This is a genomic window from Kaistia sp. MMO-174, from assembly GCF_037147815.1.
Taxonomy (GTDB): domain Bacteria; phylum Pseudomonadota; class Alphaproteobacteria; order Rhizobiales; family Kaistiaceae; genus Kaistia; species Kaistia nematophila.
This window is the reverse complement of the sequence record NZ_JBBCUO010000003.1, coordinates 588,669-601,480: the sequence shown is the minus strand read 5'-3', so window position 1 is coordinate 601,480 and position 12,812 is coordinate 588,669. Positions and strand designations below refer to the sequence as shown.

The 12,812-nt window shown below is 66.7% G+C and carries 13 protein-coding genes; 7 read left to right on the top strand and 6 right to left on the bottom strand.

What is annotated here, in order from left to right:
* Positions 1–81: 81 nt before the first annotated feature.
* The 4 genes from WFK98_RS14845 to WFK98_RS14830 are packed head-to-tail and all read left to right on the top strand — an operon-like array spanning position 82 to position 2,821.
* A complete protein-coding gene (locus tag WFK98_RS14845) occupies positions 82–690 on the top strand; it encodes a DUF1285 domain-containing protein (protein WP_336800760.1) in 609 nt (202 codons plus the stop codon).
* Positions 687–1,325: a CoA pyrophosphatase gene (locus WFK98_RS14840; protein ID WP_266340789.1), complete on the top strand. Its 639-nt coding sequence runs from the start codon at positions 687–689 to the stop codon at positions 1,323–1,325. Before WFK98_RS14845 ends, WFK98_RS14840 begins: the two co-directional genes overlap by 4 nt.
* Positions 1,326–1,589 carry a DUF6111 family protein gene (locus WFK98_RS14835; RefSeq protein WP_336800759.1) on the top strand — a complete coding sequence of 88 codons (264 nt, stop codon included), beginning with the start codon at positions 1,326–1,328 and terminating at the stop codon, positions 1,587–1,589.
* A 44-nt stretch (positions 1,590–1,633) separates the two neighbouring features.
* Entirely contained in the window at positions 1,634–2,821 is a 1,188-nt protein-coding gene (locus tag WFK98_RS14830) for a CCA tRNA nucleotidyltransferase (RefSeq protein WP_336800758.1), read from the top strand.
* A gap of 58 nt (positions 2,822–2,879) precedes the next feature.
* On the opposite strand, the gene WFK98_RS14825 is transcribed toward WFK98_RS14830, so the two are convergent.
* The 4 genes from WFK98_RS14825 to WFK98_RS14810 all read right to left on the bottom strand — a co-directional run bounded on the left by WFK98_RS14825 (position 2,880) and on the right by WFK98_RS14810 (position 6,407).
* On the bottom strand, positions 2,880–3,767 hold the full coding sequence (locus tag WFK98_RS14825; RefSeq protein WP_266340786.1) for a cytochrome c1: 888 nt from the start codon (positions 3,765–3,767) through the stop codon (positions 2,880–2,882).
* 25 nt (positions 3,768–3,792) lie between these two features.
* Positions 3,793–5,061: a cytochrome b gene (locus WFK98_RS14820; RefSeq protein ID WP_266340785.1), complete on the bottom strand. Its 1,269-nt coding sequence runs from the start codon at positions 5,059–5,061 to the stop codon at positions 3,793–3,795.
* Between the two features lie 19 nt (positions 5,062–5,080).
* The gene (petA, locus tag WFK98_RS14815) at positions 5,081–5,755 is read right to left on the bottom strand and encodes a ubiquinol-cytochrome c reductase iron-sulfur subunit (protein ID WP_420909667.1); all 675 of its coding nucleotides are present in this window, start codon (positions 5,753–5,755) and stop codon (positions 5,081–5,083) included.
* 103 nt (positions 5,756–5,858) lie between these two features.
* Complete coding sequence (locus WFK98_RS14810; RefSeq protein WP_336800757.1) at positions 5,859–6,407, bottom strand: MarR family winged helix-turn-helix transcriptional regulator; 549 nt, start codon at positions 6,405–6,407, stop codon at positions 5,859–5,861.
* Between the two features lie 162 nt (positions 6,408–6,569).
* On the opposite strand from WFK98_RS14810, the gene WFK98_RS14805 reads away from it, so the two are divergent.
* Positions 6,570–6,959, top strand: coding sequence for an antibiotic biosynthesis monooxygenase (locus WFK98_RS14805; protein WP_336800756.1), 390 nt, complete (start codon positions 6,570–6,572; stop codon positions 6,957–6,959).
* A gap of 57 nt (positions 6,960–7,016) precedes the next feature.
* On the opposite strand, the gene WFK98_RS14800 is transcribed toward WFK98_RS14805, so the two are convergent.
* Positions 7,017–8,852, bottom strand: coding sequence for an ABC transporter ATP-binding protein (locus tag WFK98_RS14800; protein WP_336800755.1), 1,836 nt, complete (start codon positions 8,850–8,852; stop codon positions 7,017–7,019).
* A gap of 423 nt (positions 8,853–9,275) precedes the next feature.
* On the bottom strand, positions 9,276–11,126 hold the full coding sequence (locus WFK98_RS14795) for an ABC transporter ATP-binding protein (RefSeq protein WP_336800754.1): 1,851 nt from the start codon (positions 11,124–11,126) through the stop codon (positions 9,276–9,278).
* Positions 11,127–11,188: 62 nt separating this feature from the next.
* Between WFK98_RS14795 and WFK98_RS14790 the strand changes: the two genes are divergently transcribed.
* Both WFK98_RS14790 and hemF read left to right on the top strand, forming a co-directional pair.
* The gene (locus WFK98_RS14790; RefSeq protein WP_266340780.1) at positions 11,189–11,686 is read left to right on the top strand and encodes a tRNA (cytidine(34)-2'-O)-methyltransferase; all 498 of its coding nucleotides are present in this window, start codon (positions 11,189–11,191) and stop codon (positions 11,684–11,686) included.
* The gene (gene hemF, locus WFK98_RS14785; RefSeq protein ID WP_442907420.1) at positions 11,664–12,560 is read left to right on the top strand and encodes an oxygen-dependent coproporphyrinogen oxidase; all 897 of its coding nucleotides are present in this window, start codon (positions 11,664–11,666) and stop codon (positions 12,558–12,560) included. The genes WFK98_RS14790 and hemF overlap by 23 nt, the downstream gene beginning before the upstream one ends.
* The last annotated feature ends 252 nt before the right edge of the window (positions 12,561–12,812 follow it).

Genomic DNA, 12,812 nt, shown 5'->3' with positions numbered 1-12,812 from the left:
TCCGCGTACAATCTTCGCACGACCGGCATGGCGTCGTCAGCCTCTGGCTGCACCGCCCTGCACGGAAGGATGATACTTAGCATGTCAGTGACAAAGCAGGGCGAAACCAAGGCCGAGGACGTTTCGGCGCATGGTTCGGCCCTCGATGGACTGATCGAGCGCGCCGGCGGCTTGCGCGGCCCCGCTCCGGTCCATCTCTGGAATCCGGCCCATTGCGGCGCCAGCGACATTCGCATCGACCATCAGGGCGGCTGGCATCACGAGGGGCGGCCGATCCAGCGCGAGGCGCTGGTCCGGCTGTTCTCCACCGTGCTCCGGCGCGAGCCCGATGGCAGCCATGTTCTCGTCACCCCGGCCGAAAAGCTGACGATCACGGTGGAAGACGTGCCTTTCATCGCCGTGGAGATGGCCATCGACGGGGAAGGGGAGGCGCAAAGGCTGATTCTGCGCACCAATGTCGGCGACGTCGTCACGGTCGATGCCGAACATCCGCTGCGCATCGCCACCGATGCGTCGGACGACGGCCTGGTTCCCTATGTGCTCGTCCGTGGCGGGCTCGAGGCGCGGCTTGCGCGGCCGGTGGTGCATGAACTGGCCCGGCATTTCGAGCAGCGGGGCGATGAGATCGGCCTCCTTTCGGCCGGTCACTTCTTCGTTATTGGCCGGGCAGAAGCGTCGGTGACGCCGTGACGCAGCTCGATTCCGACGATCCGTTCCGGCCGGACCATTTCTTCGCCAGGGCGCGCAAGCTGTTGCGGCCGCTCGATCATCCGCTCGTCGCCCTTCCGAGGGAGCCGGTGATCAACCCGGAGTTCGTGCCTCCCAAGGGCTTCGTCTGGCGCGAGGCGGCGGTGCTCATTCCGGTGGTCGAGCGCAGCGAGGCGACGGTGCTGATGACACGTCGGACGATGCAGCTGCGCAAGCATCCCGGCCAGATCGCCTTTCCCGGCGGCAAGATCGATCCGACCGACGCGGACGCGACGGCGGCCGCGCTGCGCGAGGCGCAGGAGGAGATCGGCCTCGATCCGGGGCTGGTCGATCCGATCGGCGCGCTCGACCCCTATATCGCCGGCACCGGCTATCGCATCACCGCCATCGTGGCGCGGGTGGCGCCCGATCATCATCTGGTGCTGAACCCCGGCGAGGTTGACGCCACCTTCGAAGTACCGCTCTCTTTCCTGATGACGCCGGAAAACCACCAGACGATCAGCCGGGAATTCGATGGAGTTCGCCATTCGCTCTACGAAATGCCATATGACGAGCACCATATCTGGGGCGTGACCGCCGGGATCATCCGCGGTCTCTATGAGAGACTCTTTCGGTAGATGCTGAGATTTCTCGCCATTACGCTTTTGTGCTTCCTGGCGCCGTTTCTGGTCTATGCCGGCTGGCGGCAACTGGCGCCAGGACAGGCCCTGCGGCGGGACGACTGGTCCTATCCGGTGCTGTCGCGGCTGTCGGCCGCCGGCGTCGTCCTCGTGCTGATCGCGGTGCTCGGGCTGGTGCATTTCTCCGGCGGCAGCGTTGGCACGACATATCATCCGGCCGAGTTCCGGGACGGCAAGCTCGTCCCAGGCGGCTTCGATTGAGCGCGCCGGATCTACGCGACGCCGGATTCCTTGCGGATCCGCTGGTGAGCCAGGTTCTGGGCCTGCTCTCGTCGGATGGCGAGGAGGCGCGGGTCATCGGCGGGGCCGTGCGCAACACGCTGATGGGTTTGCCGCTCGCCGATGTCGACGTCGCTACGACCGCCCCCCCGGAGACGGTGATCGCGCGAGCCGAGGCGGCGGGACTGAAGGTCGCGCCGACCGGCGTCGAGCACGGCACGGTGACGGTCATCGGCCATCGCCACGTCGTCGAGGTGACGACGCTGCGCGAGGATGTCGAGACCGACGGTCGCCGCGCCGTCGTGCGTTTCGGCCGCGACTGGCAGGCCGATGCGGAGCGGCGTGACTTCACCATCAACGCGCTGTCGGTCGATCTCGACGGAAGGCTGCATGATCCGGTCGGCGGGCTCGCCGACATCGCGGCGCGCCGGGTGCGCTTCATCGGTTCGGCCGAGCGCCGGATCGCGGAGGACCGGCTGCGGGCGCTGCGCTTCTTCCGCTTCCATGCCGCCTATGGCGCCGGCGCTCCCGACGCGGAGGGGCTCTCGGCGACGATCCGCGCGCGCCACGACCTGGCCGAGCTCTCGGCCGAGCGGGTCGGCCAGGAAATGCGTCGGCTGGTCATCGCCGAAGGCGCGGTCCCGACCGTCGCCGTCATGCAGGAGAGCGGCATCCTGCCTCTGATCGCCGCCGGTGTCGGCGATCTCGTCGCCTTTTCGCGGCTGCCGACGTTCGAGCGCGGCGAGCCGGCATCGGCGCCGCTGCGCCTTGCGGTGCTGTTCGGGCGCGTGCAGGAGGATGTCGATCGCATCGCCCAGCGCTTCCGTCTCTCCAACGCCGAGCGAACCCGCATGCGCGCCGCGCTGGCGGCGGGCCTGGAGGCGGCGTCGATCCCGGCCGAGGGCGATCACGCGGCGCTCTACCGGATCGGAACGGCGGCGTTTCTCGATGGCCTGGCGCTCGCCGGAGCGAAGGGAAGGCTCGCCGCGGATGACGTCGCATCGCGCGGGGTTGCCGCCCTGGAATGGGCGATTCCGACCTTTCCCCTGTCCGGCCGCGACGTCGTCGAACTCGGCGTCGATCGCGGCCCCCTGGTCGGGCTGCTGCTGAAGCACATGGAGCGGGGCTGGATCGCCGAGGATTTTCGCGCCGACGCCGGCGAATTGCGGGAACGGCTGCGGGCCTTCCTCGCGAGCTACCAGCCGCAGTCGTGAGACGAAAAAAAAAGGGCCCCGACGGGGCCCTTTCGATTTCGTGTCGCAGCGGCGGCGCTTAGTGCGCGACCTTCGACCAGATCTTCTTCTTGGCGAAGTAGAGCAGGCCGGCGAAGACGATCAGGAAGATGATCACCTGGAAGCCGATGCGCTTGCGGGCGTCGAGATGCGGCTCCGCCGTCCACATCAGGAAGGCCGCTACGTCGCGCGAGTACTGGTCGACCGTCTCGGGCGTACCGTCCGAATAGGTCACCTGGCCGTCGGAGAGCGGCGGGGCCATGGCGATCGCCGAGCCGCTGCCGAAGCCGACATTGTAGTGCAGGCCGGGGCCGACTTCCGTACCCGCCGGCGGCTCCTTGTAGCCGGTCAGCAGGCCGTGGATGTAGTCGGGGCCGCCTTCCTGGTACTGGGTGAAGATATCCAGCAGGAACCAGGGGAAACCACGCTCGACGGCGCGCGCCTTGCCCATCAGCGACAGGTCCGGCGGGGCCTTGCCGTTGTTGGCGGCGGCGGCGGCTTCCGGATTGGGGAAGGGCGCCGGGAAGCGGTCGGACGGACGGGCGGCGCGCTCGAACATGTCGCCGGCGTCGTTCGGGCCGTCCTGCACCTGGAAGGTCGCGGCAAGCGCCTTGACCTGTGCCTCGCTGAAGTGCGGTCCGCCGGGCTGACCCAGGTTGCGGAAGCTCATCAGGTTCATCGAGTGACAGGCGGAGCAGACTTCCTTGTAGACCTGGTAGCCGCGCTGCAGCTGGGCCGTGTCGAACTTGCCGAACACGCCGGCGAAGCTCCAGGGCTCCTGCGTCGGATGGACGATCGGGTAGTGCGGCGTCTCGTGCGCCGCTTCCTCGGCGGCGCTGACGGGGCCGGCCACCAGCGTCGCCGAAGCGACGCTGAGGGACAGAGCCAGACCGAACCGCGCGATTTTCTCGGAAAGGGTCTTCATCATGATCGATCCGTGATCCTCTCGCGGCTTACTTGGTCTGCGGCGCGGCAGGCGCACCGGCGGTGACGTTGGCCGCACCCTTGCCGAGAACCGACTCGGTGATCGAGGCGGGCAGAGGCTTCGGCTTCTCGAACAGGCCGAGCAGCGGCAGGATCACCAGGAAGTGGAAGAAGTAGTAGACCGTCAGGATACGCGAAGCGATGACGTATCCGCCTTCCGCCGGACGCGAGCCGAGATAGCCGAGGCCGATCGAAACGAGCACCAGGATCCAGAAGAACTGGCGATAGAGCGGGCGGAAATTGGCCGAACGGACCTTCGAGGTGTCGAGCCAGGGAACCACGAACAGCACGGCGATGGCGCCGAACATCGCGATGACGCCGCCCAGCTTGTCCGGGATCGAGCGCAGGATCGCGTAGAACGGCAGGAAGTACCATTCCGGAACAATGTGCGCCGGCGTCACGAGCGGGTTGGCCGCGGTGTAGTTGTCCGGATGGCCCATGTAGTTCGGCAGGTAGAACACGAACCACATGTAGACGATCAGGAACACGACCAGGCCGAGCGCATCCTTGACGGTGAAGTAGGGATGGAAGGGCAGGGTGTCCTGCTTGTCCTTGACGGACACGCCGGTCGGGTTGTTCGAGCCGGGGATGTGCAGCGCCCAGATGTGCAGGACGACGACGCCGGCGATCATGAACGGCAGCAGGTAGTGCAGCGAGAAGAACCGGTTCAGGGTCGGGTTGTCGACCGAGAAGCCGCCCCACAGCCAGGTCACGATGGTCTCGCCGACGATCGGGATCGCCGAGAAGAGGTTCGTGATCACGGTGGCGCCCCAGAAGGACATCTGTCCCCACGGCAGCACGTAGCCCATGAAGCCCGTGGCCATCATCAGCAGGAAGATGATCATGCCGAGGATCCACAGCACCTCGCGCGGCGCCTTGTAGGAGCCGTAGTAGAGGCCGCGGAAGATATGGACGTAGACGGCGATGAAGAACATCGACGCGCCGTTGGCGTGCAGGTAGCGCAGCAGCCAGCCATAGTTCACGTCGCGCATGATGCCTTCAACGGACGAGAAGGCCAGCGTCGTGTGCGGCGTGTAGTGCATCACCAGCACGACGCCGGTGACGATCTGCGCGACCAGCATGAACGCCAGGATGCCGCCGAAGGTCCACCAGTAGTTCAGGTTCCGCGGATTGGGGAACACGATGAACGACGAATGGATGAGCCCGCCGATCGGCAGGCGCGCCTCGAACCACTTCAGGAAAGCGTTCTGCGGCTGATAGGTAGATGGTCCGGACATGATCTCGATTTTCCCCCGGTCAGCCGATCTTGATCTTGGTGTCGCTCAGGAAGGAATAGACCGGAATGGCCATATTCTCCGGGGCCGGGCCGCTGCGGATACGGCCGGCGGTGTCGTAGACCGAACCGTGGCACGGACAGAACCAGCCGTTGAACGAGCCCGACTGGCCGAGCGGAATGCAGCCCAGATGGGTGCAGACATTGACCATGACGAACCAGTTTTCCTTGCCGGCGGCGGCGCGGTTGGCGTCGGTCGCCGGCGCGTCCAGCTGCAGGTTGGCGTTGCGCGCGACCGGATCCTTGAGGTCCGACAGCGAGGCCGCCTTGGCGTCGTCGATTTCCTTCTGCGTGCGGTTACGCACGACCACCGGCTTGCCGCGCCACTTCACGGTCAGCGAGTCGCCGGGTTGCAGGGCGCTGATGTCGACTTCCGTGGAAGCGAGCGCCAATGCCGACGCGTCGGGATTCATCTGATTGATGAAAGGCCAGACGGCGGCCGCGACACCGACAGCGCCTACTGCGCCGGTCGCAATGTAGAGAAAGTCGCGGCGGGTCGGTTCTGCCGTAGCATTTTCAGCCAAGATGATCCCCTCATAGTCTTCGGAAGCGGGCGCTACCGTCGTCACCGTCCGTATGCGACCCACATCAACGCGATGTCCAGAACGCCCGGCCGAAAGTGATGGGAAAACCGGCATGGTCCCCATCGCTCAGATTAGAAGCTGTTTAGCCACCGACCGCGAGGAATGTCCAGAGAGCGCTCACCCGATGCGCACATTGTCGCGGGACGGATCGCCAGATTTAGCCGCTCGGACGGGCGATCGACGAGAAGCTCGCCAATAGGCGGGCAAACTCGGCCAAATCCTGCTCCGACCAGTCGCTGAAGTGTTCGAGCAGCAGCGCGAGCTTGTGATCGCGCGTGCCGGCCATCAGCGCGGCGCCGAATTCCGAGAGGCGGAGCACGCTGCGGCGGGCGTCCTCCGGCGCTGCGACTCGCATGACGAGCCCCGCGGCGACCGCCTCGCGCACCAGCCGGCTCGCCTGCGACGGATCCACGCCCATCGCCTGCGCCACCATGCCGATGGAGGCGGCGCCTGGCTCCTCGGCTTCGGTCGAGACGATGGCATGCAGGACTTCGACGAGGCCGGGGTCGATATCCGTCACGCCGAGTTCCGAAAGCACGCGCCTGCCCAGCGACTGCCGCGCCATGCTGCGGCGGATGCGGCCGAGCGCGGAATCGATCCGTTCGACGTCGGCGGCGCGATCCGGCTCCTGCGCCAGGCGCCGCCGCGCTTCGGTGATCAGCCGGTCGAGCCGGCGTCGATTCTCGTCTTCGGGCGTGCTGCTCATGTCGGCAATCTAGTATCGGCGACGGCGCCTTGCGCAAAATGAATTGCGCGGTCCTCCTCATTGCTTGATATATATGCATGAGTCATGCATATAATTGAGCGCCGCCGCAGACCCGCGGTCCGGCACGAGGGTGCCTCCAGCAAGGAGTGCAAGGAGATCGTCATGAGCCAGTCAGCCATCCGCAGTCCCGTTTCCGAGTCGAGCGCGAATCAGGAAGCTCCGGCGTCAGCGGCCGGACCGCTCTACCGCGTCGACAAGTTCATCGTCCCAGCCGCTGGCCGCGACGAATTCCTGGGGCGCGTCCGCGACACCCATGACGTGCTGCGGCAGCAGGAGGGGTTCCTGCAGGACATGATCCTCGAGCAGAACTCGGGACCGGGCGTCTTCAACATCGTCACCCTGGTCGAGTGGGCGAGCGCCGACGTCGTCGGTCGGGTAAGCGAAGCGGTGGCGCGGCACCATGCCGAGACCGGTTTCGACCGGCAGGCGATGATCGCGCGGCTCGGCATCACCGCCGATATCGCCAGCTATTCCCGTATCCCGGCCTTCTGATGCCGGGCCGGGCATACAGGGACGGGGCAGGCGATCCCGCCGCCCCGTCCTCGCGACTCAGTTCGCATGCAGGTCGAGGAAGCCGCCCGACTGCCGGTGCCAGAGGCTGGCATAGAGGCCGTTCCGGCGCAGCAGCTCCTCGTGGCTGCCCGTCTCGACGATATGGCCCTGGTCGAGAACGATCAGGCGATCCATCGCCGCGATGGTGGAGAGGCGGTGGGCGATTGCGATCACCGTCTTGTTCTCCATCAGCCGCGCGAAGCTCTCCTGGATCGCGGCCTCGACCTCCGAGTCGAGCGCCGAGGTCGCCTCGTCGAGGATCAGGATCGGGGCATCCTTCAGAAGCACGCGGGCGATGGCGATGCGTTGCCGCTGGCCGCCCGAGAGCTTGACGCCGCGCTCGCCGACATGGGCGTCGAGGCCCCGGCGTCCGCGCGGATCGCTCAGCCCCTCGATGAACCCGTCGGCATGTGCCTGCCGTGCCGCCGCGATCACCTCGGCTTCCGAAGCGTCGGGGCGACCGTAGAGAATGTTGTCGCGCACCGAACGATGCAGAAGCGAAGTGTCCTGCGTGACGAGGCCGATCTGCTGGCGCAGACTGTCCTGGGTCACGTCTGAGACGTTCTGCCCGTCGATCAGCACGCGCCCCGCCTCGACGTCGTAGAAGCGGAGCAGGAGGTTGACGAGCGTCGACTTGCCGGCGCCCGATCGCCCCACCAGCCCGACCTTCTCGCCCGGGTTGATGGTGAAGCTCAGGTCCTCGATGATGCCGCCCGCCTTGCCATAGTGGAAGCGGACATTCTCGAAGCGGATCTCGCCCTCTTTGGCGACGAGCGGCGGCGCGGCGGGCTTGTCGAGCAGGTCATAGGGGCGGGCGATCGTCTCCAGTCCTTCCTGCACGGTGCCCATCTGCTCGAAGATGCCGACCGCCACCCACATGATCCAGCCGGACATGTTGGTGATGCGGATGGCGAGGCCGGCCGCCACCGCGATGGCGCCGAGCGTGATCGCGTCGAACGTCCACAGCCAGACGGCGAGCGTGCCGGTCGCCATCACCAGCAGGCCGTTCAGGCTCGACACGGTGGCATTCATCGCCGTGATCAGCCGCGTCTCGTTCTTGAAGGCTGCAGTATGCTCGACCAGCGCCTCCTTGGCGTAGTCGTCCTCGCGCTCGGGATGGGCGAAGAGCTTGACCGTCTGGACGTTGGTGTAGCTGTCGACGATGCGGCCGGTCAGTTGCGAGCGCATCTCCGACATGATGGTCGAGCGGTCGCGGATGCGCGGCACGAACCAGGCGAGCGTGGCGACATAGGCGATGATCCAGAGGAGCAGCGGCATGGCGAGCCGCCAGTCGGCGCTCCAGAAGATCACCAGCGCCGAGCCGGCGAAGATGGTGACGAACCACAGCGCGTCGATCACCTGCACGACTGATTCGCGGAGCGCCGGGCCGGTCTGCACGATCTTCGAGGCGATGCGGCCGGCGAAGTCGTTGGCGAAGAAGGTGATCGACTGGCGCATGACGTAATGGTGCGTCTGCCAGCGGATCAGGTTGGTGAAGTTCGGCGCGATGGTCTGCTGGTTGACGAGGTCATGCGCCAGCGCCGCGAGCGGCCGCGCGATGACGATGACGAAGCCCATCCAGAGGAAGGTGGGGCCATAGTCGGCGAGGATCTCGCTCGGGCTCGTCGACTTCAGGAGGTCGACGATGGAGCCGATATAGCGAAGCATCGCGATCTCGATCAGCGACACGATCAGGCCGATCGCCATCAGCACGAGGAGATAGGGCCAGATCTGCAGGCAATAGCGCCGGTAGAAGCCGAGCAGCGTCGCCGGCGGCATGCTGTCGTCATGGCTGCGGAACGGATCGATCCGGGATTCGAAGAAGCGGAACATGGAAATGTCCAGAGTTTGGATGCTGGTCCGCGCCTCGGGCGCGCGGCTCGACGTTGGAGGCAGGGCGCGCGTCTCCGGCGGGAGAGGGCGCGTCATCCGGCGGTAGCGAGGTGCCTTGGCGTACCGGGGACCGGACAGGTCGAGAAACGGAAAGTCCGGAAACTGGCCGGTTGGGCCGGGGGAGCGTCAGGAGGTGGCGTTCATCGCCTGACGGGGGCAGATCGCGGGCCGGATGTTCAACAGGATATTTTCCATCCAACCCTCCCGGATCTGCGTTGCGGCGGCGACACACGCGGCGGCAACTGGTGCAATCAGAGGATGCTAGCGCGAATTTCGCTTTGAATCCCGCGTTTTTGTCGCGCCGGCCGGTTTTCGGGCCTCTTGTTGCCGATGGGTGACAGAGCCTGTCCGTCACCCTTGGCGTTACTCGGCGGCGATCTCGTGCGGTGCGAGGCCGCCGATGAAGCCGCCCGACTGGCGCGCCCAGAGCGAGGCATAGAGGCCCTGGGCGGCCAGCAGCTCCTGGTGCGTGCCAGTCTCGACGATCCGCCCCTCGTCCATGACGACGAGGCGATCCATGGCGGCGATGGTCGACAGGCGGTGGGCGATCGCGATCACCGTCTTGTCCTCCATCAGCCCCTCGAGCTGCTCCTGGATCACCGCCTCGATCTCCGAATCGAGCGCCGAAGTCGCCTCGTCCAGCACGAGGATCGGCGCATCCTTGAGCAGCACGCGGGCGATGGCGATGCGCTGGCGCTGGCCGCCGGAGAGCTTGACGCCGCGCTCGCCGACATGGGCGTCGTAGCCGGTGCGGCCGCGCGGGTCGGCGAGACCCTCGATGAAGCCGTCAGCGGCGGCCTGGCGGGCGGCGCGGCGCACCGCGGCGTCGTCAGCATCCGGCCGGCCGTAGCGGATATTGTCGCGCACCGAACGGTTCAGCAGCGCCGTATCCTGGGTGACGACGCCGACGGCGGCGCGCAGCGATCCCTGCGTCACGGTCGAGATGTCCTGGCCGTCGATGCGGATCGCGCCGCCTTCGAGGTCGTAGAGGCGCAGCAGCAGGCTGACCATGGTGGTCTTGCCGGCGCCGGAGCGGCCGACGAGGCCGATGCGCTCGCCGGGCTTCACCACGAGGCTGACGCCGCGCAGCACCGGCACCTTGCCGCCATAGCCGAAGACGACGTCGTCGAAGGCTATCTCGCCCTTCGAGACGATCAACTGCGGCGCGTCCGGCTGGTCGGTAAGGCCATGTGGACGGGCGATCGTGCGCATGCCGTCCTCGACCGTGCCGACATTGTCGAACAGGCCGGTCAGGGTCATCATCACGCGACCGGACATGACGGTGAGGCGCATGACGAGGCCGAGCGCCACCGCCGTTTCGCCTGCGCTGATCGAACCGCGCATCCAGAGCACCACCGCCGCCGCGCCCGTCGCGCCGATCAGGGCCGCGTTGGTGAACTGCATCAGGATCGACAGCGTCGTCAGCAGCCGGTTCTGGTCGAGCATCCGCCCGGTCTGCTCGGCGATGGCGTTGCGGGCGGTCTCCTCCTCGCGGCCGTCGCGGGCGAACAGCTTCACCGTCTGGATGTTGCCGTAGATGTCGGCGAGCTTGCCGGTCAGGAGCGAGCGGGCCTCGGAGGCGGCGGCGGCGCGCTTGCGCACGCGCGGCACGAAGAAATAGGCGAGGGTTCCCAGCGCCACGACCCAGATCGCGAGCGGCACGGCCATCAGCAGGCTGACATCGGCGAAGATGAACAGGGCCGAGACGACGAAGACCGAGATCACCCAGAGCGCGTCGATCACCTGGGTGATCGACTGAGTCAGCGCCGAGCCGGTCTGCACGATCTTGGTGACGATGCGGCCGGAGAAGTCGTTCTGGAAGAAGGAGTAGGACTGGCCGATCACATGCAGATGGTTGAGCCAGCGCACGCGGGCGGTGAGCGCCGGCGGCAGGGTCTGGTTCGACAGGATGGTCTGGGTGGCGTTGACGAGCGGGCGCAGCACGACGACGACCAGCGCCATGCCGGCGAGCTGCCAGCCGTGATCCGACAGGAAGCTGGCGGTCTGGCCGTGAGCCATCAGGTCGACGAGCCGGCCGACATAGGAGTAGATCGCGACTTCCGCCAGCGAGACGGCAAGCCCCGCCGCCATCAGCGCGACGACATAGGGCCAGACCGGCATCAGGAAATGGCGGTAGAAGGCGATGAGGCCGGTCGGCGGAACGTTTTCTTCCGGGACGAACGGATCGATCAGGTGTTCGAAGTAGCGGAGCATGCCGGATCCTGTATCACCATTGCCGCGAACTTGCCGCGCCAATCCATTCGAATGAAGGCCAGATGCCCCGCATTGCGCTCTACCAGCCCGACATCCCTCACAATACCGGGGCGATCCTCCGCTTCGCCGCCTGTCTGGGCGTGGATGTCGACATCATAGAGCCGGCCGGCTTCGACCTGTCGGATCGCGGATTGAAACGCGCCGGCATGGACTATGTGGAGCGCGCCGCGCTTCGCCGCCACATTTCTTTCGCGGCCTTCGAGGCATTCCGCGCCGAACGGGGGAGCCGGCTCGTCCTGCTGTCGACCAAGGCCGAGACAGTCTATACCGACTTCGCCTTCCGGCCGGACGACGTGCTCCTGTTCGGGCGGGAGAGCGCCGGCGTGCCCGAATCGGTGCACCAGACGGCCGAGGCGCGACTGATCGTCCCGATGCGGCCGGGATTGCGCTCGATCAATCTCGCCATGACGGTCGCCATGGTAACAGGCGAGGCGCTGCGGCAGACCGGCCGTCTGCCGGACGCACACGCTGTTGAGGATGACAAACATGGCATTGCCTGACGCAATCGACGACAAGAAGGCTCGCGCGAGCGCCTGGTTCGCGGAACTGCAGGGCCGCATCATCGCCGGCTTCGAGGCGCTGGAGGACGCGGCATCGCCGGCGCTCTATGGCGACCGGGCCGGACGGTTCGAGCGCAAGCCCTGGAAGCGCACCGACCACACCGGCGTCGATGGCGGTGGCGGCACCATGGCGCTGATGCATGGTCGTCTGTTCGAGAAAGTCGGCGTGCATGTCTCGACCGTCCACGGCACGTTCGCGCCGGAATTCGCCAAGGACATTCCAGGCGCGGCGGAGGATCCCCGCTTCTGGGCGGGCGGCATCTCGCTCATCGCGCACATGACCAATCCGAACGTCCCGGCCGTGCACATGAATACCCGCATGGTGGTGACAACCCGGCAGTGGTTCGGCGGCGGCGCCGACCTGACGCCGGTGCTCGACCGCCGGCGCACGCAGGAGGATGCCGACAGCATCGCCTTCCATGCCGCCATGCGCGGCGCCTGCGAGCGCCACCCGGTCGCCGACTACGACCGCTACAAGGCGTGGTGCGACGAGTATTTCTTCCTGAAGCACCGCAACGAGCCGCGCGGCATCGGCGGCATCTTCTATGACGGCCACAGTTCGGGCGACTGGGACGCCGATTTCGCCTTCACGCAGGATGTTGGCGTCACCTTCCTCGCCGCCTATGACGCGGCGGTGCGCGCCAATTTCGAGCAGCCCTGGACCGAGGCCGACCGCGAGGAGCAGCTGATCCGGCGCGGCCGTTATGTCGAGTTCAACCTGCTCTACGACCGCGGCACGATCTTCGGCCTCAGGACCGGCGGCAATATCGATTCGATCCTGTCGTCGATGCCGCCCGTGGTGAAGTGGCCGTAGAGACGCATTCTCGTCCACACACTGTAGCTTGGCGGCGCGCGGTGCCCGGCATGGATCCCAGCTTCCGCGGGGATGACGGCGGAGGGCGTTCGGGTCGTCAGCGTCCGCGGGAAGCACCGCCGCCATGCAACGCTCGCCGTCATCCCGGCCTTCGGGCCGGGATCCATCCGTCCGCAGCGCCGGGCGATCGTCACCGAAACCCGCTTGAGCTTGCTTGGCCGCTTTGCGATCTTCCTCGCTCCACGGGCAAGG